The sequence below is a fragment of the Rhizobium sp. BT03 genome (assembly GCF_030053155.1).
Lineage (GTDB): Bacteria > Pseudomonadota > Alphaproteobacteria > Rhizobiales > Rhizobiaceae > Rhizobium.
This window is the reverse complement of record NZ_CP125640.1, coordinates 1523510-1545913: the sequence shown is the minus strand read 5'-3', so window position 1 is coordinate 1545913 and position 22404 is coordinate 1523510. Positions and strand designations below refer to the sequence as shown.

Genomic DNA, 22404 nt, shown 5'->3' with positions numbered 1-22404 from the left:
GGGCTTTCATCACATAAAAGGGTTCAGGGACACGTAGTCCTTGATGTATTCCGGGATGCGCTTGCGCCACGGAGCGGGCACTTCCTTAAGATCGCGCATTGAGAAGGACGGGTTTACGTTGAGGTCCGCGAGATGGCCAGCGTCAATCAGCGCCCGAACCTTGGCGTCGCGGATATAGGCTTCAAAGAAGTAGCGTATTTCGCGGATACGGTCGGCTTCCTCAGGTTTCTGATCGATCAGGAATTTCTGAAATTCGTCGTCGATCAATTCATCCTTGTTCTTGAGCTTCGAAATGAAGCCGAAGGCTTTTTCCACCAGTTCCCGCACCGATATACGGCGATCGACGCCTGCGGCGCGGCGCAGCTTCTCCAGACTGAAAAACTCGCTCGGCTTGTCGAATAGCTCTTCGACGACGTGGCGTGTGGCCGCATCCCAGTCCCGCTGTTCGACCAGTTCGGCAAGTTTGGGATCAGACCGTGCAGTTTCCTCGAATTTCTGGAACAGCTCACGGTCGATCCGCATACCCTCCAAGCCGATCTGCTCTTCAACCTGGTAGACGACCTGATCGGGTTCCAAAAACTCGTAGATGGCAGGTTTCGTGACGATCGTCGAACCATCGTCGCCACCATTGGATAGCGGCATGGCGGCAGGCTTTGGCAAAGCCAACGCCTGGTCGTAGTCGAACTCTTCTTCGAAGAACTCGCAGTTGGCGAAGAAGTCGAACAGGCGGTAGGAAGCCTTTTGGACATCCCCAAGCGCTGCCTTCGTGGCGGGATCGAAGAGCTCTTCCGCAAAATTGTGCTTTCGTGTTCCGCGCCCCTTCATCTGGACGAAATCCGATGGCGAGAAGATTGGCCGCATGAGGGCAAGGTTCAGAATGTCGGGGCAGTCATAGCCTGTCGTCATCATGCCGACTGTGACGCAAATTCGGGCCTTGCTGGTGCGGTAATTTTCGACAAATCCGCTGCGCCCGCCGAGATTGTTGTTTGCGAAGTTGATGGTCATCTGCTGCGAGGCCGGCACGTCGCTTGTCACCTGCATCGCGAAATCAGACTGGTATCGCCCCGGCCACAACTGATCGGCCAGTTCGTTCAGGGTTTCCGTGATTTTGAGGGCATGGTTCTGGCTGACAGCGAAGGCAATCGTCTTGCCGAACTCGCCGGAGATCGGATCTCGCATGCCATTTTCCAGAAGCGCTCGACAGAAGGCCTGGTTGGTCGCTTCGGCGAAGAAGCGTTTCTCGAAATCGCGGCCGCCGAAGGCTTCCTTGATCTCAGTGCCGTCTTCTGCCGTCGTTTCGATTGTGAAGCCTTCGTCTGACAACAGCTTGGTTGTGACACCCGTTCGGGCGTCGATGACGTAGGGATTGATCAGAAACCCTTCCCGCACGCCGTCCAGGAGAGAATAGCGGAAAGTCGGATCGCCCGACTCGCAGCCAAACGTGCGGTAGGTGTCGAGCATCATGCGACGTTCGGCTTCTCGCGGATCACGTTCGGTGGGTTTCGCCTTCTTGGACTGCTTCAGATAGTCCTTTGGCGTGGCTGTCAGGCCGAGCTTGTAGCCGATGAAGTATTCGAACACCGCGCGGGCGTTTCCGCCGATCGAGCGATGCGCTTCGTCCGAGATGACGAGATCGAAATCCGTCGGCGAAAACAGGCGGCGGTATTTGTCGTTGAACAGCAGGCTCTGCACAGTCGTGACAACGATATCCGCCTTTCGCCAGTCATCGCGCTGCTCTTTATAGATTATCGAAGTGAAATCGTTCTTCAGATAGGCTTTGAAAGCTTTGTCCGCCTGGGTTTCCAGCTCCAGTCGATCGACGAGAAAAAGAACGCGTTTCGCGTTTCGCGTCTTGAGGAAAAGCTTGATGACCGCAGCGGACGTCAGAGTTTTCCCCGTCCCTGTCGCCATCTCGAACAGAAACCGTGTCGCGCCCTTCTTGGCGCTCTTCTGAATTTCCTGGATCGCCCGTTCCTGGTAGGGGCGGAGGAAGCGCAGCTTTTGCTTCTCGACGAATGCGTCGCGCTCTGCCTCGTTCTTCCAGGCCCCCTCGCTTGCATAACCAGGCATCTGGGTCAGAACGATAAAGTCGCGCTCAACTTTTTCTGCAAAGAGACGCTCAGCGTTCGGCTCGAACGCGTAGTGGTTCTTGATTTCATCGGGGCCTGGGAAGGCAGTGATGACCGTCGGATTGCCCTGCTCAAGGTCCCAAAGGTAATGGATGTTTCCGTTACTCAAGATGACGAAGCGTGCATTCTGAGAGCGGGCATACTTGCGCGCCTGCTCCTTGCCGATCCGGGGATCTTTATCTTCCGATTTCGCTTCAAGGACGATCAGCGGCTTGCCGTCCTTGTCCAGCAACAGGAAATCGATGAACCCTTTGGTGCTTTTTTCAAAGTCCGCGCCGAGGCTTTCGATGTGCTCAGGCTTCAGCTTGACGTTCGGCTCAAGAACGACGTTCGCGGGTCCGTTGTTGTCATCGAAGAAGCGCCAGCCGGCCGCCTCTAGGAACCGATTGATTTTGATCCTGGCCGTTGCTTCCTTGCGTAAAGACAATCGTCTCACCTGTATGCTGAATCACCTTCCAGTTGAATAGATCAAAGAGTGCTTTGAGGGTAGTGGGCGAAGTCGCAACATTCTGCTATCGGCAAGCGCATTATTCCTTGCTCGTCACGCTCGCTCCCCAAACAACCGCACCCCCGTCAACTCCCCAAGCCTCTCCACCAGCGCCTCCTGAAACCCCACATCACCCACCTCCGCCGCCGCCTCGCGCCGCTGCCGATGATACCAATACCCGCCGCTCACCTTCGCCGCGCCATCATCACTCGTCGCCAGCCACGTCTGCGTGAGATGCCCCATCTCCAGATCGTCAGGCGCGCCGGCGCCGCCCATCTTGGTCGGCACCCAGCCGGGGTCGACGGCGTTGCTGAAGACATCCGGCCAGTGGCGAGCGAGGGCGGCGGAAAGGGTGGCGATGTAGAGTTTGCTTTCGGAATAAGCCTGGCTGGCGTTCCATGGCCGCCGCTTCCAGTCGATATCGTCGAGGCTGCTGCCGCCGCTGCGGTGCATGCCGCTCGAAAGATAGATCAGGCGATCGGGGCGGGTGATCCAGGCGGTGAGGAGATAGGGGGCGAGCACGTTGACCGCCAGCGTCTTGGCGTGACCTTCAGGCGTTTCGCCGCGGCTGCGTTCGAGGTAGATGCCGGCATTGTGGATGACGGCGTCCATGCGGCCGATGGCGTTGACCTGTTCGGCGATGGAACGCGTCTCGGCGGCGCTGGCGAGATCGCCGATGACGAGGCCGAGGGCGGCGGCTGATGTCTCTGCGATGGCGGCGGCGCGCTCGCGGGAGCGGGCGTGGAGGACGACGTCGTGGCCTTGGCTGATGAGGGTGCGGGCGGCGGCGAGCCCGAGGCCATCGGTGGAACCGGTGATGAAGATGCGGCTCATGGGGTTTCCTTTCGCGTGCGACGTGGTGGGGCAGAGTGCTTGGGTGTGGGTCCTCCGGTCAAGCCCGAGGACGACGGAGATGGGGAGGGGGATTGGCAGGCGGCGGGATCTCGTTGACTCTCAAAAATCTCGAATTCTGGATCTCAAGCCACGTTGACTCTCACGAGCCACACCCAAAATAGTTTGTCTTTCAAGATCGGCCTTTTTTGATAGACAAGCGTCGTCGAGTTGCTTCTGGGCGGGCCAGCCCCTCATCCGGCTGCCGCCACCTTCTCCCCGCTTGCGGATATGCCGCGGCCTCTCTGTCCCCCCGCCGACGTCTCGCGGGGCACGTCCCCTCGCCCCGTTTACGGGGAGAGGGTTAGGGTGAGGGGCAGTTTTGGGCGGAGTTCCATCAGCAGCCGGCATGGGTCCTCGGGTCAAGCTCGAGGACGACGGAGGGTGGGGGGCGTTGCTGCCAAACCCACCCGCCAGACGCTCACACGCCCGCCTCTCGCCGACCAACAGCTGCACTCACACGCCCGCTTCCCTCCGCCGCTCCGCCCCCGCCGCAATCGTCTGCACCAGCTCATCCACCTCCCGTGCCAGCCGCTCCAGCGGCAGGCCGACGAAGCGGCCTTCCAGGCTGATGCTGACCACCCCATGCACAGCGCCGAACAGCGTGCGGGCGCGGATCGCCCGGTCTTCGGGGGGCATGTCGGGCTGCAGTTCGGCCAACGGTTCGGCGATCACGTCCATCAGGAAGAGGTGCTCGTCAAGATGCCATTGCGGCGTCGGGCTGGTGTCGGGGGGGAAGTGGTCGAACAGCGCCTTCCAGAGGTTCCGGTGCTCGACGGCGAAGCTGAGATATCCCTGCGCCAGGTTGCGCAGCCGGTCGGTCGGCGGCCGGTCTTTGGCCTCGGGCAGGGTGAGCCTCGCCTCCAGCGCCTTCAGTGTGGCGGAGTTGACGTGGATGACGAGCTCGGCGAGGTCTGAAAAGACCGTGTAGAGGCCGCCGAGCGCGCAGCCGGCATCCTGGGTGATGTCGCGGGCTCTAAGGTTCGTCAGCCCGTCGCGGGCGATCCGCTCGCGCGCCGCCTCGATCAGCCGCGCCTTCAGGTCTTCGCGTTTTTCTTCTCGCCTACCGGCCATTAACCATTCCACTTCGATTTTTTGAACGACGTTCAAAATTTATCTTGAACGTCGTTCATGATTCTGGCATAACACCTCTCGTGAACAACGTTCATAAACCGGAGGAAGGAAATGTTCAAACTGATTTCCATTTTGTTGCGGGGCAGGGCGCATGATGCCGAACAGGCTTTTGCCGATCGCCACGCCGTGCCGCTGCTTGCCCAGCAGATCCGCGATGCCGCCCAATCGATCCAGTCGGCCCGCCGCAGCGTCGCCGTCGCCATCGCCCAGAACGAGCAGGAGAGGGTGCAGCACGCAGCAATCGTCGCCCGCATCGCCGATCTGGAAAACCGCGCCTCCGCTGCACTGGCGAAGGGCAATGAGGCCCTGGCCCGCGAGGCGGCCGAGGCGATCGCCTATCTCGAGGCCGAGCGCGATGCATCCGAGAAGGCGCAAGCCCAGTTCACCACCTCAATCGACAAGCTGAAGGCGATCGTCCGTGCTTCCGAGGCGCGGCTGCAGGAACTGCAGCGCGGCGAGCGGCTGGCCCGCGCCACGCAGGAGGCGCAGAAGCTCGATGTCGTCGTGGCCGGTCCAGGCCTTGCGACGCTCGACGATGCCGAGGAGACCCTGGCCCGGCTTCGCCTGCGCCAGAGCCAGAACGAGCTGACCGCGGCCGCCCTGAAGGACATGGAAGGCGCCATCCGCCCGGCCGGCATCATCGAAAAGCTTGCCAATGCCGGCTGCGGGGCGCCGCTGCGCTCATCCGCCGATGATGTGCTGGCGCGGCTGAAGAGCCGCATCACGCCTGCTGCTTGAAATTGCATCCATCCAACCATCCATCCATCGAACCATAGGGACCACTGATATGAACGACAGTTTCCAGAAACATTCCGCCAGCTGGGTCAGCTTCTCCTACATCTCCTTCGGCTCGGCCGCCTTCATGCTGGCGCTCGGCCTCTACATGATGCCGCTCGATCTCTGGGGCAAAGGCTATCTCGCCATGGGTATCCTGATGCTGGTGCAGACCACGGTGAACATCACCAAGACGCTGCGCGACAATGCCGAATCCGAGAAGCTGATCCGCAAGGTCGAGGATGCCCGCACGGAAAAACTGCTCGTCAAATTCAATCGTAGCGATGAAGATTGATCTTCCTTAACCACAGCGCAGAGTTGTTGCCGCATTCAACCAATGGGTAACAACTCTGTGGCCTTCTCGACCTGCCGAAAGAGGAACGAGCCCGTGCAACACAATCTGATGACATCAAGGAAATTCGCGCCGCTGTTCTGGACCCAGTTCCTCACGGCCTTCAACGACAATTTTCTGAAGAACACCCTGGTGTTCCTCATTCTGTTCAAGATGTCGGCGAGCGAGGGGGCTGCCCTGGTGACGCTGGCCGGCGTCATCCTCATCGTCCCCTTCCTGCTGCTCTCGGCGCTCGGCGGCGAACTCGCCGACAAGCACGACAAGGCGAAGATCGCCGAACTCTTGAAACGCTGCGAGATCGCCATCGCCGCCCTTGCAGTCGTCGGCCTCGGCTTTTCCTCCATCTTCGTGCTGATGGCAGCGCTCTTCGGCTTCGGCGTCGTCTCGGCGCTGTTCGGGCCGATCAAATACGGCATCCTGCCCGATCATCTCGATCGCCGCGACCTTCCGAAGGCCAATGCCTGGATCGAGGGCGGCACCTTCATCGCCATCCTCGCCGGCACGATCATCGCCGCCTTGGCCTTCTCAAGCGGCGACAATGTGCTGATCTTCGGCACGATGATGATGGGGCTTTCGGTGCTCTGCTGGCTCGCCAGCCGGATGATCCCGCCCACCGGCTCCAAGGCGCCGGATCTGGAGATCGACCGCAATGTCATCCGCTCCAGCTACACGCTGGTCATGGAAATCCGCGCCGATAAACGGCTGTGGCGTTCGGCTCTGATGAATTGCTGGTTCTGGCTGGTCGGCGCCTTCGTTCTGTCGATCCTGCCGACCATGGTGACCGAGCTGCTCGGCGGCTCCGAGCTTGTCGTGCCCGCCTATCTCACCGTCTTTGCCATCGCCGTCGCCGTGGGCTCCGGCATTGCCGCCTGGATGTCGTCGGGCCGCATCGTGCTGCTGCCGGCCCCTGTCGGCACGGCGCTGCTCGGGCTCTTCAGCCTCGATCTCGCCTGGAACCTCTGGGGCCTGCAATCCACGACCCACGCGACGACGATCCTCGATTTCTTCGCCGGTCAAAACACCATCCGCGTCGCCATCGATCTCGCCGGCATGGCGATCGCGGGCGCCTTCATCGCCGTTCCCACCTTCGCCGCGCTGCAGACCTGGGCGCATGAGGATCGCCGCGCCCGCGTCATCGGTGCCGCCAACGTGCTGTCGGCGCTGTTCATCACCGTCGGCCTCGGCCTCGTCGCCGTCATCCAGGCGCTCGGCGCCTCCATTCCGCAGATTCTGATCGGCCTCGGCATCCTCAATTTCGCCGTCGCCTGGCTGATGCTGAAGACGCTGCCGACCAATCCCTTCCGCGATTTCATCTCGATCCTGTTCCGCGCCTTCATGCGCCTCGAGGTCGAGGGGCTGGAGAATATCAAGAAGGCCGGCCGGGCGCCGATCATTGCGCTCAACCATGTCAGCCTGCTCGACGGCGCCCTGGCGCTCGCCATCACCGAGGAAGAGCCGACCTTCGCCGTCGATTACAAGATCGCCCAGGCCTGGTGGGTGCGGCCCTTCCTGAAAATGTGCAAGTTCCTGCCGCTTGACCCCACAAAGCCGATGGCGACGCGCTCGCTGATCAAGGTGGTGCAGGACGGCAGCCCGATCGGCATCTTCCCCGAGGGCCGCCTGACGGTGACGGGAACGCTGATGAAGGTCTATGACGGGGCGGCCATGGTCGCCGACAAGACCGGTTCGATGGTGGTGCCGGTCAAGATCGACGGGCTGGAGAAGAGCTATCTCTCCTATCTCGATAATGGCAAGATCCGCCGCCGGCTGTTTCCCAAGGTCAAGGTCACCATTCTCGAGCCGGTGAAGCTCGAAGTAGCGCCGGAGCTGAAGGGCCGCAAGCGCCGCACGGCGGCAGGCGCTGCCCTTTATCAGGTGATGTCGAACCTGCTGTTCGAGACCGCCGATACCTCGTCCACCGTGCTCGGCCGCGTCATTCAGGCGGCCCAGGAATTCGGCATGAAAAAACTCGCCGTCGAGGATCCGGTCACCGGCAGCCTCACCTATGGCAAGCTCTTGACCGGTGCGGCCGTGCTCGGCGCCAAGTTCCGGGCGCGCTTCCCGGAAGCAAACATCGGCGTCATGCTGCCGAATGCCAATGGCGCCGCCGCCACCATTCTCGGCGTCATGAGCGCGGGCAAGGTGCCGGCCATGCTGAATTTTACGGCGGGTGCGGCCAATATCCTCTCCGCCTGCAAGGCCGCCGAGATCAAGCACGTGTTGACCTCGCGCGCCTTCGTTGCCCAGGCCAAGCTCGGCCCGGTGATCGAGGAGCTGCAAAAGCAGGTAACGATCGTCTGGCTCGATGATCTCAGAGCCGAAGTCAGCTTCGTCGACAAGATCCGCGGTCTGCTGCGCAAGGGCCGGCCGTTGGTGAAGCGCCAGCCGGACGATCCGGCCGTCATCCTCTTCACCTCAGGTTCGGAGGGCACGCCGAAGGGCGTGGTGCTGAGCCACCGCAATATCCTGTCGAATGCCGCCCAGGCCGCCGCCCGCATCGATTTCCACAGCGGCGACAAGGTGTTCAACATCCTGCCGGTGTTCCATTCCTTCGGGCTGACGGCCGGCACCGTGCTGCCGCTGATCTCAGGCGTGCCGGTCTATTTCTATCCGTCGCCGCTGCATTACCGCATCGTGCCGGAACTGATCTATGTCTCCAACGCCACGATCATCTTCGGCACCGATACCTTCCTCAATGGTTACAGCAGGACGGCGCATCCCTACGACTTCCGCTCGATCCGCTATATCTTCTCCGGCGCCGAGCCGGTGAAGGCGGCCACCCGCCAGACCTATATGGAAAAATTCGGCCTGCGCATCCTGGAAGGTTATGGCGTCACCGAGACCGCGCCGGTCATCTCAATCAACACGCCGATGTACAACAAGTCGGGCACGGTCGGCAAAATCCTGCCTGGTATGGAATGGAAGCTCGAACCGGTGCCCGGCATCGAGGAGGGCGGCCGGCTGCATGTGCGCGGCGCCAATGTCATGGCCGGTTACCTCCGCGCCGAAAAGCCCGGCGTGCTCGAGCCGCTCGCCGATGGCTGGCACGATACCGGCGACATCGTCACCATCGACGAGGACGGCTTCGTCAAGATCCGCGGCCGCGCCAAGCGCTTCGCCAAGATCGGCGGCGAAATGATCTCGCTCGCCGCCGTCGAAACGCTCGCCGCCGAACTGTGGCCGGGCTCACTCTCGGTCGTCTCCTCGCTGCCCGACCCCAAGAAGGGCGAGCGTCTGGTGCTCCTGACCGACGCGCCGACAGCCACCCGCGCCGAATTCCTCGCCTTCGCCAAGTCGAAGGGCGCGATGGACATGATGGTCCCGGCCGAGGTCACCATCGGCAAGGTGCCGGTGCTGGGCTCCGGCAAGGTCGATTTCGTCGCGGCGCGCAAGCTGGCGGAGAGCGTGGCCGAGAAGGGGGAGGCGGCGTAGGCGCGGCGTGGCTTCGGGGGCGTCGCGTTCTGCGGCACCCCCTCTGCTACGCAGCCAACAGACACACGCTGCCGTTGCCGGCCTCTGGCGGGAGCGTCCCCTCAACCTCCCTCATTCCTGTGCTCGTCACAGGAATCCAGCCACCGCGCGTCGGCGCGGTGAACGACTCTCATGCAGTGAAGCAGGATCTCCCGCGCCCAAGGACTTGGGCGCACTGGCCTGCCCGGCAGGACAGAGGAGGGAGCCCCCGCCACCACGCGCCAACAGAAGCGCACCACGACCGGCTAACTCACCGCGCCCGCTCCGTCGTCTCCAGCCGCAACCCCAGCACCAGCGGCACGGCGAGCGCGTAGACGGCGACGACCGATAGCCAGATGGCGCCCGGCCATTCCTCTTGGAAGAGGAAATAGAGGCTGGAAAAGCCGAGCGGCGCGACGATCGAGGCGAGGCTGACGGCTGAGGCCAGCACGCCCTGGAACTGGCCCTGGCTATTTTCATCGACCTGCCGGGTCGCCAGCGACTGCAGCGCCGGCACGCCGATGCCGCCAAGCGCAAAGACCGGCATGATCGCGAAGATCATCCAGCCCTGGCCGGCGAAGGCCATGACGGTGAGAGCGAGTGAGACGGCGGCAACACCCACGAGGATCGCGGCGCGTTCGCCGAGCAGCCGGACCGCCGGCCCCGGCAGCAAGGCCTGGGCAAATGTCTGGCAGATGCCGAAGGCGCCCAGCGAAAGGCCGATCGACAGCCCGTTCCAGTGAAAGGCCTCGCTGCCCCACAGCGCCCAGCAGGTGCCGTAGGCCTCGCCGGTGGCGCTGAAGATGAAGAACAGGGTGACGACCGGCAGCAGGCTTTTGACCTCCAGCACCGACCGCAGCGGTTTCAGCGGATTGAGCGCCGCCAGATCGATCGCCTCGCGGCTGCCCGGGCGCGATTCCGGCAGGATGAAGAAGGCAAGCAGCAGGTTGGCGCCATTGAGCACGGCGGCTGCGATAAACGGCAGCCGCAGCCAATGATCGCCGAGCACGCCGCCGGCGACCGGGCCGATGATGAAGCCGAGGCCGAACATGGCGTTGAACAGGCCGAAGCGGCGGGCGCGTTTCTCCTCCGGCGAAATGTCGGTGATATAGGCGGTGGCGACCGAGATATTGGCGCTGGTCAGCCCGGCGATCGCCCGGCCGACGAACAGCAATGCGAGATTGGGCGCAAAGGCGAGGAACAGGTAGTTGACGGCGGCGCCGGCGAGCGAAATCAGCAGCACGGGCCGGCGGCCGAGCCGATCGCTCAGCGCCCCGAGCACCGGCGCGAAGATGAACTGCATCACCGCATAGAGCGCCGTCATCGTGCCGATATACGGTGCGACGTTTTCGGCATGGGTGATATCGCGCAGCAGCGACGGCAGGATCGGGAAAATCAGCCCGATGCCGACGGCATCGAGGACAATGGCGGTAAAGATGACGATAAGGGATCTGGTCATGGGTGCGTTCCGGGTCGACGCAAGCCCGCAGGACCGTCAGCGCCTCCCTGATTTTTCCAAATCACGGAATTGCATCGGGACGCCGATGGCTCACGATAAGGCCTGATCTTTGTCAGGCGATTGGTTTCTAGGGGGTGCTGGCCAAACCATGGCTGATGCGCATGGCTGGCGTGTACTCGACCGCCTGGACGACCCATTCGTCCACCTGTTTACTCCGCCACTGAGCGGATCAAGGGAGGCAGTCGCTTTTCGCGACGGGCAAGACATACGCCGGATGGTTGAGTAGGGCAAGCCTGTTTTTGTGTGGGGGATGGTTGCCGGTGTGAGGTTTTGTGGCGCCGTCGATCAATTCTCTGCCGTGTTTCAAGTGAGACCGACGAGGACCTCCAACAGAATGGAAGGTGAACTCAGAAAGCCTCCCGCCACGAGGCCAACGAAGCCAAGCGCCAGCGCTCCAGCAATTCCGTGGCTCTCCCAGCCGTAATGGGCCCCCAGGGCCGTTGCCGTCATGACGATCGAAAATGTCCACACGATCTTGACCAGTGAAATCAAGCGCCGCCCAATCGTTCGTCTTTCTTCTGCCTCGGCCAAACCAACCTTCTCGAGCGCTTCCCTGCCACATTGAAGCATTGCAATTTTTAGGGGCATCATCAACGGGGCGAAGTATCGAAGGGAAGAGATGGTAAACGCGCGCCCGCACGGTTCGCGCGGCACGGCATGCCCTCTCTCCAGCCTCATCCTGAGGCGCGTAGCCCGCAGGGCGGAGCCTCGAAGGACGGGGCTGGCCACCGCAGCCACCCGCCCTCTTCCTTCGAGGCCCCTGCGAGGCACCTCAGGATGAGGGCTGATCGTTGTGCGTGCCGCCTGGAGATCGAAAGACCGGCGGCAGCGGCCCCTGGGGTCGAGATGGGTGGATGGGGGTGGGCTTCGCGGGGATATTATGAACGCCGCACCCCCAATGACGCGTTTCGCCTGTCGTTCGGCGCATATGAGGTTGTCTCGCCGGGGCAGTCGCTTCACCATGAAGGGAACTTCAGCTCCGGGAACAGACAGGCAGGCCATGACCGATATCGCGCAGATGCAGGAACAGCGATTGAGCGCCCTTCGACAGACTGCGTCGGGTGCGCCGAAGCTGCCGTCCAACCCGTTCTTCGGCGTCGGGCCGATCACCGATGCGACGACCGATGAAGTGGATAGCCGCCTGCGGCGCATCGCCTTCGACGCCTGGATCGAGAAGACCTATCGCAAGTTCGACGATCAGGGCAACGATATCGGCGGCTTCACCACGGCCGAGATTTCCCGCAGCATGCATCGTGGCTATCCGGCCGATAGGATCCTGACCGACATGATGCGGGCGATCCATCGTTATTTCGGCTTTCCCAAGACCAACCGCATGGCGGTGGGCCTCGGCGGCGGCCATAGCGGTTTCACCGTCTGCATCCAGCACCTGATGAATGCCAACGACGCCGCCCAGCGCGTCTATGTCGACACGCCGCGGCCGGAGAGCGATCCGTCCAGGGCCGCCGGCTTCTTCCGCCAGTCCTGGGCGACGCAGCTGATCGAGATGCAGCGTTTCGCCGAAAAGGGCTGCGAAAGCCGCATCCATTTCGCCGCCTCCGAGGGCGTGATCCCGACGGCGGCCGAACTGTCCAGCCTCGGCGTTTCGATCTTCGTCGGCGTCGGCCACGAGACGACGGGCGCCAATGCCTATACCAGCGCCGAAATCCACGAATTGCTGAATTGGCTCGACGGCGACCCGGCCAACCGCCATGCGGTGTTCGACGCCACCTCGATGCTCGGCGCCATGCCGTGGGAGCCCGAGCTCGTCAGCGCCGTGATGGCGAAATGCTGCCTGTTCATGCCGTTCCAGAAGGCGATCGGCGGGATTTCAGGCTATTTCGTCGCCTCCTTCACGCCGCATGCGCTGGCGCTGATCGAAAAGAACCAGCAGGATCCCGCCTGGGCGATCCCGCGCCAGCTGAAGATCGCCCCGCCGATCGATCCGCGGCAGCCGTTTTCGGCCAAGCGCTCCGTCGATGCCGGCCCGTTCTTCGATCCGGCCGAAGACCGCATGCTCGGCGGCGTCATCAACACCTATAGCGCGCTCGCCTTTGCCGAGACCACCTTCGGCCTGCTGCAGTCGGAAGCCCGGGTCGGCTCGATCGTCGAGCTCAACCGCCGCTCCGCCGCCAACCGCGCGGTGATCGACGAATGGGTCAAGTCGCACCCGCTGCTGTCGCTGACCGTCACCGACGCCGAGCGCCGCGGCGCCGCGGTGACGCTGTTGAAGGTCGAGGACGACGGCATCACCGATGCCGGCATCCACGCCCGCATCATCGCCCGTTCCAAGCAGCTGCTCGGTTATGAGGGCATCACCCATCCGAACGGCGAATACGAGCCCGGCCTCGATGCCGCCCGCTACGTCAACGCCTTCCCCGGCACCCCCGGCGATTACCGCGCCTGGGTCGGCGGCATCCGCGAACCCGACGATGTCGTCGCCCTCCTGGAAAACCTGCAATATGCCTATCTCCGCGCCAAGATCGTCGTGCTCGAGGAGGAGCTGGCGAAGAACGGCGTGACCTTCGAGGCCCCTGCCAAGGCCAACGGCGCCGTGCGCAAGGACGATCCGAACCGCGCCTATACGGTGCTGATCGCCGATCTCGTTGGCCTGCGTTTCGGCGCCGGCGGCGAGCCCGATTACAGCGAGGTCAAGGCCTATATCGAGGAGAAGGGCGGGGCCTTCCATCTCGGCCCGCTCAATGATCGCGCCGGCCTCGAAAAGGGCCGCATCCATTTCTTCTATCAGCCGAACCTCAGCACCGAGGCGGAGATCCTGCCGCAGACCGACAAGGGCCAGTATGACGCGCTGATCGCGGCGGCGACCTTCATCCCGAAGGCCTCCGTCTTTTCGCTCGGCGGCGTGCGCATCGGCGCCGGCACCGGCAATATGGGCTCGGCTTCCTGGGGCGGCGGCAATGGCGAGGGCGGCAATGCGCCCCTGATGAACACGCCCGGCATCAACAGCCGGGCGACCGCCCAGATGGCTCTCAAGGCGATCCTGAAGGTCGTGCCCGACCTGCCGGTCGACCGGCTTCACCGGATGGTCGCCGGCGGCGATTTCGATACCGGCCGCCAGCTCAAGGATTTCCCGACGGCAAAGCTCGAGGGCCGCAAGCTTGCCGTTCTCGGCTACGGCAATATCGGCCGCGAAGTCGCCAAGCTCGCCAAGGCCTTCGGCATGAAGGTGGCGATCTATGCCCGCGAGCATCACAAGCGCTGGATCGAGGCCGAAGGCTTCGACTATGCCGCAAGCCCTGTGGAAGCGGCAAGCGGCGCCGACGTGCTCTCCGTCCATATCGGCCTCGGCCGGCTGGATGCCGCGACCGGCACCTATTCCAATGCCGGCACCGTCGATGGCAAGGTGCTCGGCGCCATGAAGGACGGCGCGGTGCTGGTCAATTACGACCGCGGCGAAGTCGTCGATCCCTATGCGCTCGATGCCGCACTTGCCTCCGGCAAGATCGCCCATGCGGCAATCGACGCCGATCTCTTCAGGGATGCCGCGACCGGCACGCTGAGTGGCCCGATGCTGCCCTACCTGCCGCTCGAAGCGCGCCATAAGGGCAAGCTCGAGCTCCTGCCGCACGCCGCCGCCGACACCGACCACCCCTCGCGGGTGACCGGCGCCAGGCAGGCGGTCGACCAGATCTTCGACGTCATCCGCTTCAAGTCCGTCGTCAATCTCAAGGGCGATCTGCCGGAAGGTTACGTCTCCGGCGGCAGCCGCACCCCGGCTGGCATCGGCAAGGTGACGAAGCAGGTCGTGGCTGAAGCTGGCGGCAAGGCAGAGCTTCTGGAAGAGCTGCGTCAGACCTCGGAAAAGATCGCCGCCATCACCGGCGCGCTTTCGGTCGTTTCCGACCAGGATCACCGCCAGCGGATCGTCGAGCGTTACACGAGCCTGCTCGTCGAGAATGCCGATCGGCAGCGCGCGCTTCTCGACCAGCTCGGCCTCTACGGCCCGGCGGAGGGGCCGCACGGCACAACCTAACATCATCATTCGTTCCGTGATGTACCCGGGGCCCTTCGTGCGGAGTGCTTTGAGGCTGCACTTGTGGAGCCCAAAACAAAACAGGCGGCACATCGGCCGCCTGTTTTCGTGTCTTCAGGTTGCCCGTTACTTCTCTTCCGGCGCCAGGAATTCTGCGCAATAGGACGGGCCGTTGACACCGGGAATGTCGGCGACGGTGCGGATGTCGCGGATCGTGTAATCCGAGCTGGTGGTGATTTCGGCCTGGCAGCGCAGATAGGCGGTGCGGGCGGCGGAAATCTGCTTGCCGCGCTTGCCGTCGGCGCCTTCGGCATATTTTGCCGGAATGCGCACGGTCTTGTAGCCGCCGCGCCAGGTATAGACGGTGGTGGCGCCTTGCTCGCTGTCGCTGATCGGCGGCCCGTAGGCGGCAAAGAAGATGCCGGCCGATTTGCCGACCCAGCGGGCCTCGATCGGATTGCCGGCGGAAGGAATGGTGGTGCATCCGGCAAGCCCAATTGCAAGCCCGGCCGCGGTGATGGTGCGGAGTTTCATCGTGTCGTCCCTGATCTCAAGCGCAGTGGCTGCGAATCCGCTCGCTACGCGCGGTTTCGCCTGTCCCGTCGAGCCCTTTAGCGCGGAACCCGGCAAAAGAAAATTGCCCCTGTGGCACTTCAAGACGATTTGCTTCGGGTGTGTCTTTTTGCAGCAGCAGCGCATCGCCGGCTCTATCATCAACCCGTCAAAAATTCCGCCGGATTTTTGGAATTTGGTGCTTGTGCAACCAGATAGGCTGTTCTATAGAAGCGCCGCTGGTCACGGAGTGTAGCGCAGTCTGGTAGCGCACCACGTTCGGGACGTGGGGGTCGAGTGTTCGAATCACTCCACTCCGACCAGCTAGAAACCCCGCTCCGGCGGGGTTTTTCATATCAGCAAAAATCCCCCAGGATGTTCCCCGACTTCGGATCCGTCACGGTTTGCCTAAACGCCGTAACGCACGGGGTCTTCGCCGACTTCCGCCATGCCTTCGGCAAGGGTGGACATCAGCTGTTCACGGCGAGCTGGTCGCATCAATGACAGTCCGCGTGCTATGGCCTCACGCCACGACTGGCCGCGTTCCCACGCCTCGCAATAGGCGAGCGCAAGATCGGAATGGCGGCGGGTGGCGCCCATCGCTTCGAAGAGGTGGGATGCCTGCTGCACGTCCTTTTCGCGTTTGAGCGCGCCGTTGTCGTCGTTCTGTCTGCGCGAGGCGACGATCAGCTTGTGGACGGCGTAGCGCTCCGGAGCGGGAACGTTGACCGTAACGCCGCTCTTGTGAAGGAGAACGGTCCTGATCGGGTTGTAGATGAGGTAATCGAGAAACCGAAGAGGCTCTGCGGAAATTCCCCCAAGCGCCGGCATGTCGGCGGGCTTGTTCTGGTTGTCGTCGCTGCCGGTATTCGGTGTCAGGAACTCGACCTTGTAGTTCCTCGAATTCACGAACTGGGTCGAGCGTGTGGGATGGTTGAGATGCGGCACCTCCCGGAAGGTCGGATCCAGCTTTTCGAGAACCTCTCGAATGGGCGGAATGCTGTCGCCGACCGCCGTCGAGATCGAATGAAACTGGGCGAAGTCGGCGTCGCCCGTCTGCATCAGCGCGATCGGCAGTCGAACGCCGAGCACGCCGGAATAGGTGTGGAATGCCACGGTGCCGACGAGAACCGCGCGCAGGCGGAACAGTCCTGCATTGGCTAACGCCTCGATGACATCGCCGGTAAACCTCGGCGGCGCGTTCATGCCGCCTTCTCTGGTCAGAGTGGCCACCATGCGCCGCCGGTTTCTGAGATCGTCCTTGATCGCGCCGAATTCGCCGACCCTTTTCGTGACCTCCTCGTCGCTTTTCGGCCCGACATAGGAGCGTTTGACGCCGTCTTGGCCGGGAAGGTCGAAATACCAGTATTCCTTGCCCTTCACCGGGACGGAGACGAAGCGCCCCTCCAGCGGAAACTCGGCGACGAAGCTTCCATCCAGCGAACGCTGACCGAGCTCGGCCAGCATGGTCTGATACATCAGGTCGATCTCGCGGACGGGCATGGATTCTCTCGCGTTATAACTTTCCTGAAAAAAGATTATAACTCCGATTTCCATCGGCGGAAAGCCCGGCCTTCTCCATAGTTATAACTTTCCTGCGGAAAAGTTATAACGACGCGTGATTGCACCGCAACGCGGTACATCGGCGCTGCCCGAATTGGCTTTATGCGCCGATTTTCGAATCAACCGGAACGAGTCCCAAAGTGATTCGTTGAGTCGCGTTCGGTGTGAGATACTGCGCCATGAGCAAGCGACGAAGCTTCAAACCGGTGAAGATCACCATCAATGGCAAGGTCAGGACGGTCTATAATGTCGTTCAGGCCGGCAACGCTTTGCTGAATGACTGGCCCGACCAGACGCCGGCGGCCAAGGTTGCCGAGCGGCTTGTGCTTGACGTCTTCAACGATGCCGCCGAGCCCGAGCAGGTGCGCCGCGCCTTCATTACCGCGGCCAAGGCGAGCGATATCAAATATAGTTCCTGATCGGCGGTGCTGGGCTAAGCTTGGGCTTACTTCCAAGATACGTGCTCCTGATTGGCGAGGTCCTCGCTCTTGAACCGCGTCTCCATCCAGGCGGCGGTGACGATCGCGGCGAGGAAGCCGAAGGCGAGGCAGGTGATGGCCTGCTTGCGCCAGGAGATGAAGGTGACCGGCGCCGGGGTGAGGGGCTTTTGCGCGCATTCACCGAGCGGGCAGGCGCAGCCGGAAAAGGCCTTGACGATGCAATCGGCAGACATTTCCGCTCCCCTCAGGCGTAAAGCTGATCGTGATCGGTCGTGCCCATAATCTCACGGGCATAGCGGTAATGCTCCTCGACGGAGGCCGCGGCACCCCGCAGCCAGGAGGGGCCGCGGATTAAATGTTCGGGGCGGCGGAGGAAGGCAAAGCCTAGGGCGCCCATGCGCTGGGCCTCGATCGCCATATAGGCGCTGCAGTCGCCGATCCTCAGCGCGCCATTCCAGCGGGCGTCGCGCCTGCTTTCCACGGTCTCGATATTGCGGATGTGCTGCATCACCCTGTCCCCTCACGCGCCTCTCATCGATCTGCGATAAAGGTATATATAATACCTTATCGCGTCAATGGATGCAGGTATAAAAAATACCTCACAGATTGACGGGGTATGAATCATAGGCGTATGCCTGCCGCCAGTGATTGGGCGACCGGGTGCAACTCCCGAGCTGACGAAGCCCAGCGGCGCGGGAAGCGAAAGTCCTTAAGTGCGCTGTCAGAAAATCAGGACGAGGGCGAAGCGAATGGCCCCTCTGGCACGTGTCCCATCCCGGCTCCGGCCTTCAGGACCTTGGCCAATGCTCTCCCGGCTTCATGGGCTTTGCTCATGGGGTAGGGGGAAGCTTTGGCCGGAACCCTCCCTCACCAGCCTTCAGGAGCGAAGACAGAGAGATAGAAAACAAGGTTCTCTTGGAGTCTGATGCTGCGAGAAAAACGGCAGGGCGCAACGAGATCGAAATCGCCGGCGAGGGTGGCCGAGCCCGGGCCTTGGGTCGCCGAGTTGGATTCATGGGAGAGGGCTGCCGAACGATATTCCTTGCGGCCGTTCCATCCCGGCGGTAACGCGGGCGGTGCGTGCACGACGTCCGGAGCTGTTGCGGTTTTTGATTAAAGAGGGTGTCTCGCACGATCCTGGTTGCCGGATCGGGGAAATCGGAGTGGGATCCTACAGGCCGTACATCGCGCGCGCGGCGCTGAAGGCCAGGAGAAGCACCGCTGATGTGACGATGTAGAACCAGATTCTGCCGGCGCGAGAGGAAGGGCGGATCATCTTGGTTTCCTTGATAAATATGGCCTATCCGCGACAAGCTTGGATCCCTACATCTCGATGATCGACCGACGCACGCGGCCGACGATGGTGACGGCGCCCTGGAAATCCGGCGGCGGCACGTCCTCATAAGAAGCGGGCTGAAAGGGCGGGTTGTCGTTCGGGCGATAGCGCTTGTAGGTGGCGGCCCCCGTCTCGTCGGCGACGACATAAAGCGCGTTCGGCGCCAGGCGCTTGTCGCGAAGGTTGACGAAGATGATCGAGCCCGGCGGCGAGATCTTGTTCATCGAATTGCCTTCGACCTCGAGCGCGATCCATTCGCCATCAGGCAGATCGAGGGCGGCGACGGTCGGGAATTCCGAAAAGTCGGTGATCGGCGCCTGCTCGCTCAGCTGGCCGGCGCTGACCCAGGAGATCTTCGGCACGTCGGCGACAGAGACCGGCAGCTCATCCGGATCGAGCGCGTTGCCGGTGCCGAACTGCAGCCAGTTGAGATTGACCTTGAAGGCGCGGGCGTATTTCTTCGCATCGGCAATTCCGAAGCCGTTGCGGCCGGACTCATGCGCCTTGTAGACATTCGCATTCCAGCCGAACCGGTCGACGATCGCTTTCGGCCCGGCAAAGCCCGCGTTTTTCCGGGCCATGACCAGCCGCTTTGCGCGTTCTTCGCGCTCAAATTGTTCCTGATCTTTCAACATGATATAAAAAATACCCCATTCTAGGGTATATGTCATGCTTTTTTCTGCTTGACGTGCGGGGTATTAAATGTACCCTATACGCATGAAAAACAGCCAAAACATCAACGCCTCCATCCAGGCGACAGTCGGTCCATTCCAGCGCGAAAACGCCCGCTACACCGGCTGCCCGAACTGCGGCAAGGCGCTGTCGATCGCCGAGGTGATCGAGCGCCATTGCGAAAATTGCGGCCGGCAGACCAGCCCGAAGGAGATGCGGCAGATAGCCGATCGACCCGGCGCGTCTGCGCTCACCGATCCCGACAGCCTCACGCCTCCCTGACGGCTCTCGGTGGCCGGCGTCGTCGCCCTCCCTCGGCGACGCCGGCAGCTGTTCCCCGGGCGGCCGTCGCCGCCGATGAACTCACATGAAGCAACTGGCAGCGCCCGCTTCGGCCGCAACGGCCCGCTGCGCTTGAAATGGACAAGAAGGATCATCCCGGCATGAACGCGCTCGAGCTCTTCCGCACCGGCAGGGACTACATCGAAATCGCAGCCATTCTCGGCATGTCGGTGCCTTCGGTGGAAAGCGAGATCCACCGGCTTCGAAGCGCCGAGAAGGGCGATACCGTCCAGCAGGATCATGCCGGCGCGGAGATCCGCCGCTTTCCGCATCGGATTAGACCGGGCACGCGGGTGAATTTTGCCGGCGGACAGCGGCGGCGGGTTTGAGCGGCGGGAGAAAGGAAAACGGCATGGCGAAGGACACAATGAGCAAGGACATCATGGACATCCTCAGCCCGGTGCTGGGGGAGGAGCTGGCGGCGGCGGTCATCGAGCATCGCAGGCGCACGCTGAGGAAGCCGCTGACGGCTTACGCCGCCCGCATCCAGGCCAGGGAATATCTGCTGACCGGCGATCCGGCCGGCGCTGCCGAGATGCAGATCTTCCGCGGCTGGCAGGCGATCAAATGCGACTGGTACCTCAAGGAGAAGGCGAGGGAAGCCGGGTCGATCAACAGCAGCACGAGAAGGACGACAGTCGATGCCGCAAGAGATTTCCTCTCCGGTGAAGATCATAGCGGGGATGCTTTCGGGTTTCCCGGCATCATCAGGCACTGATCCCGACATGCAGATCCGCGCCTATCTGCTGGCCATCGACGGCATCCCGCTGGAGGCCGTCTGGCAGGCGGCCAAACTGTTCATTTCAGGCAAGGTCAGGAATCATAACCGCGCCTTCGCACCGAGCTCGGCCAGTTTCGCCGAGCAATGCCGCCGGCAGCAGGCGGCGATTACGGCGCAAAGCCGCCCGCGCGTCGCGCCGGCGCCCGAGCCGCCGCAGCCGAAGGTCGCGGCCTACAAGATGCAGCTCTTGCGCGACGCGGCCAATGGCAGCCGCAGCGCCAGGCGGGAGCTGGCGAAGATGTTTCCCGACAACCCGATCATTGCACGAGCCACACGACACGAGGAGGCATTGAGGTGAGAAGCCTGTTCTGGACGGAAGACAAGATCGTCAAGGCGCAGAAGCTCTGGCAGCAGGGGCTCTCGGCAAGAGAGATCGCCAACCTGTTCGGCTCGAAGAAGAACACCGTCATCAACATGACGCACCGCAACCGCGACAGGTTCCCCGCCAGGCAGGACACCCGGCAGTCGCCGCCCGAGACCCGCGAGGCGCCGACGCCGATCCGCCACCCCGACCGCGTCACGCGGGTGACCTTGTCGGGGGCCCATGTGACGATGCCGCGCGTGCCCTGCATCGATGGGCCGGCGTCATGAGCCCGCCCATCAAGAGCAGCGTCACCCCGCGCGAAACCGAAATCATCGGCTGGATGGCGGCCGGAAAGACCGCCGCCGAGATCGGCACTATTCTCGCCATCTCCCCCATCACCGTGAACACACACATCGCCAACGCCAAGGCGAGACTCGGCGTCTTCAAGGACACCGCACTGGTCGCCGCCGCGCTGCGCAACGGCATCATTCGATAGAAGGACAATCAGCATGGGTGGCAAAGCAGCCAAGGTAAAGACACAGCGGGCCAACAAGGGCGCCGGCCGGCCGCGCAAGGAAAATGTCGAGCGTTTTCCCTGCGGCAAGATCAAGCCTTTCGAGACCGAGAAGGACAATATCAGCGTCGCGATAGCAGCCCGCAGGCGCATCCACGGCTTCGGCCGAACGGTCGACGACGAGACGGTCAAGAGCCCGTTTGCCGGTTATACGCTGGGGCGCATGTTCCTCGACGGCCTGATTTCCGCAGAGCAGCGCCAGGCCGGCGACGACTATGCCGAGGCCATGGCCCGCTACCACAAAACCACCGGCATCCCGGCCCCGAGCCCCAGGGCGCAATCGCTCTTTTCCGTCAAGGGCCACGAAGGCGAAGTCACCGAAAGCCTCGCCGACCGGGCCCGCAAGGCCAGCAACCGCATGATGGCGCTGCAGGCCATCCTGCTGCGCTGCCAGGACGGCCCGCAGGTGCGCAGCACCGTCTATAACGTCACGGTGATGGACTACGAACACCTGCGCCAGATGCCGCCGCAGCAATTGCTCTGGCTGCGGCGCGGGTTGATCGCGCTGCGCGGGGCGAGGGGTGGGTGATGGGGGCGTGGTCAGGCGCATGTCCAGCCGTCGATTTGGCGGCATGAATACGGATGGCCGCCTTTTTGGCATGACCATAGCGAAACTGGCCCCTTTCTCCGCTATCGCTGCGTTTGCCACAGAGCTCACCCCACCCTCCGTCCTCCTCGGGCTTGACCCGAGGATCCACGCCGGCCTTAGTTGCGGGCATGGATCCCAGGCTAGAGCCACCGGCTGCTCGGTTGGCGACCGCCCCTCACCCTAGCCCTCTCCCCGTAAAACGGGGCGAGGGGACGTGCCCTGCGAGAGGTAAGTGGGAACGGAGAGGTTGCGGCTATGTCCCTTCGCCCCGCAGGCGGGGAGAAGGTGCCGGCAGGCGGATGAGTGGCAGGCGGCGATCTCCAAGGGCCGCAGTTTTCTACTGCTTGCGCCTAAAGCGTTGAGAAACGTTGGAAAACAAGTCAGGAGCGGGCCGCACAGAGTATCGAAGTGCATGGCTGTGTTGTTACGCACCTCCGCACGGCCCACAATACTTACGATCTCAGGCGCTTCTTGTTCCCGAGCCGGCGGAAAATTATCGGTTGGGGCGGGACGATTGTGAGCAG

At 62.6% G+C, this 22404-nt stretch carries 22 protein-coding genes and 1 tRNA gene; 13 read left to right on the top strand and 10 right to left on the bottom strand.

Annotated features, from left to right (window positions below; translation table 11 throughout):
• Positions 1 to 9: 9 nt before the first annotated feature.
• The 3 genes from QMO80_RS07710 to QMO80_RS07700 form a co-directional block, all read right to left on the bottom strand.
• Positions 10 to 2565, bottom strand: coding sequence for a DEAD/DEAH box helicase family protein (locus tag QMO80_RS07710; protein WP_283199547.1), 2556 nt, complete (start codon positions 2563 to 2565; stop codon positions 10 to 12).
• A 105-nt stretch (positions 2566 to 2670) separates the two neighbouring features.
• A complete protein-coding gene (locus QMO80_RS07705; RefSeq protein ID WP_283199546.1) occupies positions 2671 to 3450 on the bottom strand; it encodes an SDR family NAD(P)-dependent oxidoreductase in 780 nt (259 codons plus the stop codon).
• 513 nt (positions 3451 to 3963) lie between these two features.
• Positions 3964 to 4581, bottom strand: coding sequence for a TetR/AcrR family transcriptional regulator (locus QMO80_RS07700; protein ID WP_283199545.1), 618 nt, complete (start codon positions 4579 to 4581; stop codon positions 3964 to 3966).
• A gap of 111 nt (positions 4582 to 4692) precedes the next feature.
• Here QMO80_RS07700 and QMO80_RS07695 point away from each other — a divergent pair, with 111 nt between their 5' ends.
• The 3 genes from QMO80_RS07695 to QMO80_RS07685 all read left to right on the top strand — a co-directional run bounded on the left by QMO80_RS07695 (position 4693) and on the right by QMO80_RS07685 (position 9199).
• Positions 4693 to 5379, top strand: a complete 687-nt coding sequence (locus QMO80_RS07695) for a PspA/IM30 family protein (RefSeq protein ID WP_283199544.1) — start codon at positions 4693 to 4695, stop codon at positions 5377 to 5379.
• A 49-nt stretch (positions 5380 to 5428) separates the two neighbouring features.
• Complete coding sequence (locus QMO80_RS07690) at positions 5429 to 5710, top strand: YiaA/YiaB family inner membrane protein (RefSeq protein ID WP_003569708.1); 282 nt, start codon at positions 5429 to 5431, stop codon at positions 5708 to 5710.
• Positions 5711 to 5803: 93 nt separating this feature from the next.
• Positions 5804 to 9199, top strand: a complete 3396-nt coding sequence (locus tag QMO80_RS07685; protein WP_283199543.1) for an acyl-[ACP]--phospholipid O-acyltransferase — start codon at positions 5804 to 5806, stop codon at positions 9197 to 9199.
• Positions 9200 to 9488: 289 nt separating this feature from the next.
• On the opposite strand, the gene QMO80_RS07680 is transcribed toward QMO80_RS07685, so the two are convergent.
• Positions 9489 to 10676: a TCR/Tet family MFS transporter gene (locus QMO80_RS07680; RefSeq protein WP_283199542.1), complete on the bottom strand. Its 1188-nt coding sequence runs from the start codon at positions 10674 to 10676 to the stop codon at positions 9489 to 9491.
• 363 nt (positions 10677 to 11039) lie between these two features.
• Complete coding sequence (locus tag QMO80_RS07675; RefSeq protein WP_283199541.1) at positions 11040 to 11390, bottom strand: hypothetical protein; 351 nt, start codon at positions 11388 to 11390, stop codon at positions 11040 to 11042.
• A 346-nt stretch (positions 11391 to 11736) separates the two neighbouring features.
• Between QMO80_RS07675 and QMO80_RS07670 the strand changes: the two genes are divergently transcribed.
• Positions 11737 to 14727 (top strand): NAD(P)-dependent oxidoreductase, encoded by a 2991-nt coding sequence (locus QMO80_RS07670; protein WP_283199540.1) that lies wholly within the window; start codon positions 11737 to 11739, stop codon positions 14725 to 14727.
• Between the two features lie 126 nt (positions 14728 to 14853).
• Here QMO80_RS07670 and QMO80_RS07665 read toward each other — a convergent pair whose 3' ends face one another.
• Entirely contained in the window at positions 14854 to 15261 is a 408-nt protein-coding gene (locus QMO80_RS07665; RefSeq protein ID WP_283199539.1) for a hypothetical protein, read from the bottom strand.
• A 264-nt stretch (positions 15262 to 15525) separates the two neighbouring features.
• On the opposite strand from QMO80_RS07665, the gene QMO80_RS07660 reads away from it, so the two are divergent.
• Positions 15526 to 15602: transfer RNA gene (locus QMO80_RS07660), tRNA-Pro, on the top strand.
• A gap of 85 nt (positions 15603 to 15687) precedes the next feature.
• Here the strand turns inward: QMO80_RS07660 and QMO80_RS07655 are convergent.
• A complete protein-coding gene (locus QMO80_RS07655) occupies positions 15688 to 16782 on the bottom strand; it encodes a GSU2403 family nucleotidyltransferase fold protein (RefSeq protein ID WP_283199538.1) in 1095 nt (364 codons plus the stop codon).
• 239 nt (positions 16783 to 17021) lie between these two features.
• Between QMO80_RS07655 and QMO80_RS07650 the strand changes: the two genes are divergently transcribed.
• Complete coding sequence (locus QMO80_RS07650) at positions 17022 to 17261, top strand: DUF982 domain-containing protein (RefSeq protein ID WP_049735324.1); 240 nt, start codon at positions 17022 to 17024, stop codon at positions 17259 to 17261.
• Between the two features lie 26 nt (positions 17262 to 17287).
• Here QMO80_RS07650 and QMO80_RS07645 read toward each other — a convergent pair whose 3' ends face one another.
• The 3 genes from QMO80_RS07645 to QMO80_RS07635 all read right to left on the bottom strand — a co-directional run bounded on the left by QMO80_RS07645 (position 17288) and on the right by QMO80_RS07635 (position 19253).
• The gene (locus tag QMO80_RS07645) at positions 17288 to 17515 is read right to left on the bottom strand and encodes a hypothetical protein (protein ID WP_283199537.1); all 228 of its coding nucleotides are present in this window, start codon (positions 17513 to 17515) and stop codon (positions 17288 to 17290) included.
• A gap of 11 nt (positions 17516 to 17526) precedes the next feature.
• A complete protein-coding gene (locus tag QMO80_RS07640) occupies positions 17527 to 17790 on the bottom strand; it encodes a hypothetical protein (RefSeq protein WP_283199536.1) in 264 nt (87 codons plus the stop codon).
• Positions 17791 to 18605: 815 nt separating this feature from the next.
• Positions 18606 to 19253 carry a S24 family peptidase gene (locus QMO80_RS07635; protein ID WP_116406959.1) on the bottom strand — a complete coding sequence of 216 codons (648 nt, stop codon included), beginning with the start codon at positions 19251 to 19253 and terminating at the stop codon, positions 18606 to 18608.
• A gap of 82 nt (positions 19254 to 19335) precedes the next feature.
• Between QMO80_RS07635 and QMO80_RS07630 the strand changes: the two genes are divergently transcribed.
• From QMO80_RS07630 to QMO80_RS07600, 7 genes are all read left to right on the top strand, one after another.
• On the top strand, positions 19336 to 19572 hold the full coding sequence (locus QMO80_RS07630) for a hypothetical protein (protein ID WP_283200135.1): 237 nt from the start codon (positions 19336 to 19338) through the stop codon (positions 19570 to 19572).
• Positions 19573 to 19733: 161 nt separating this feature from the next.
• A complete protein-coding gene (locus QMO80_RS07625; protein WP_283199535.1) occupies positions 19734 to 19961 on the top strand; it encodes a sigma-70 family RNA polymerase sigma factor in 228 nt (75 codons plus the stop codon).
• A 23-nt stretch (positions 19962 to 19984) separates the two neighbouring features.
• Complete coding sequence (locus tag QMO80_RS07620; protein WP_064837306.1) at positions 19985 to 20350, top strand: hypothetical protein; 366 nt, start codon at positions 19985 to 19987, stop codon at positions 20348 to 20350.
• Positions 20316 to 20711 carry a hypothetical protein gene (locus tag QMO80_RS07615; RefSeq protein WP_283199534.1) on the top strand — a complete coding sequence of 132 codons (396 nt, stop codon included), beginning with the start codon at positions 20316 to 20318 and terminating at the stop codon, positions 20709 to 20711. Before QMO80_RS07620 ends, QMO80_RS07615 begins: the two co-directional genes overlap by 35 nt.
• Positions 20708 to 21004: a GcrA family cell cycle regulator gene (locus tag QMO80_RS07610; protein WP_283199533.1), complete on the top strand. Its 297-nt coding sequence runs from the start codon at positions 20708 to 20710 to the stop codon at positions 21002 to 21004. The genes QMO80_RS07615 and QMO80_RS07610 overlap by 4 nt, the downstream gene beginning before the upstream one ends.
• Positions 21001 to 21213, top strand: a complete 213-nt coding sequence (locus QMO80_RS07605) for a response regulator transcription factor (protein WP_283199532.1) — start codon at positions 21001 to 21003, stop codon at positions 21211 to 21213. Before QMO80_RS07610 ends, QMO80_RS07605 begins: the two co-directional genes overlap by 4 nt.
• Positions 21214 to 21226: 13 nt before the next feature.
• Complete coding sequence (locus tag QMO80_RS07600; RefSeq protein ID WP_283199531.1) at positions 21227 to 21820, top strand: hypothetical protein; 594 nt, start codon at positions 21227 to 21229, stop codon at positions 21818 to 21820.
• Positions 21821 to 22404 lie beyond the last annotated feature (584 nt).

Bases quoted from the DNA above. Each gene is read 5' to 3' on its own strand.
- QMO80_RS07705 (WP_283199546.1), bottom strand. From the start codon at position 3,450: ATGAGCCGCATCTTCATCACCGGTTCCACCGATGGCCTCGGGCTCGCC.
- QMO80_RS07700 (WP_283199545.1), bottom strand. From the start codon at position 4,581: ATGGCCGGTAGGCGAGAAGAAAAACGCGAAGACCTGAAGGCGCGGCTG.
- QMO80_RS07695 (WP_283199544.1), top strand. From the start codon at position 4,693: ATGTTCAAACTGATTTCCATTTTGTTGCGGGGCAGGGCGCATGATGCC.
- QMO80_RS07690 (WP_003569708.1), top strand. From the start codon at position 5,429: ATGAACGACAGTTTCCAGAAACATTCCGCCAGCTGGGTCAGCTTCTCC.
- QMO80_RS07680 (WP_283199542.1), bottom strand. From the start codon at position 10,676: ATGACCAGATCCCTTATCGTCATCTTTACCGCCATTGTCCTCGATGCC.
- QMO80_RS07670 (WP_283199540.1), top strand. From the start codon at position 11,737: ATGACCGATATCGCGCAGATGCAGGAACAGCGATTGAGCGCCCTTCGA.
- QMO80_RS07665 (WP_283199539.1), bottom strand. From the start codon at position 15,261: ATGAAACTCCGCACCATCACCGCGGCCGGGCTTGCAATTGGGCTTGCC.
- QMO80_RS07655 (WP_283199538.1), bottom strand. From the start codon at position 16,782: ATGCCCGTCCGCGAGATCGACCTGATGTATCAGACCATGCTGGCCGAG.
- QMO80_RS07650 (WP_049735324.1), top strand. From the start codon at position 17,022: ATGAGCAAGCGACGAAGCTTCAAACCGGTGAAGATCACCATCAATGGC.
- QMO80_RS07645 (WP_283199537.1), bottom strand. From the start codon at position 17,515: ATGTCTGCCGATTGCATCGTCAAGGCCTTTTCCGGCTGCGCCTGCCCG.
- QMO80_RS07640 (WP_283199536.1), bottom strand. From the start codon at position 17,790: ATGCAGCACATCCGCAATATCGAGACCGTGGAAAGCAGGCGCGACGCC.
- QMO80_RS07635 (WP_116406959.1), bottom strand. From the start codon at position 19,253: ATGTTGAAAGATCAGGAACAATTTGAGCGCGAAGAACGCGCAAAGCGG.
- QMO80_RS07630 (WP_283200135.1), top strand. From the start codon at position 19,336: ATGAAAAACAGCCAAAACATCAACGCCTCCATCCAGGCGACAGTCGGT.
- QMO80_RS07625 (WP_283199535.1), top strand. From the start codon at position 19,734: ATGAACGCGCTCGAGCTCTTCCGCACCGGCAGGGACTACATCGAAATC.
- QMO80_RS07620 (WP_064837306.1), top strand. From the start codon at position 19,985: ATGGCGAAGGACACAATGAGCAAGGACATCATGGACATCCTCAGCCCG.
- QMO80_RS07615 (WP_283199534.1), top strand. From the start codon at position 20,316: ATGCTTTCGGGTTTCCCGGCATCATCAGGCACTGATCCCGACATGCAG.
- QMO80_RS07605 (WP_283199532.1), top strand. From the start codon at position 21,001: ATGAGCCCGCCCATCAAGAGCAGCGTCACCCCGCGCGAAACCGAAATC.
- QMO80_RS07600 (WP_283199531.1), top strand. From the start codon at position 21,227: ATGGGTGGCAAAGCAGCCAAGGTAAAGACACAGCGGGCCAACAAGGGC.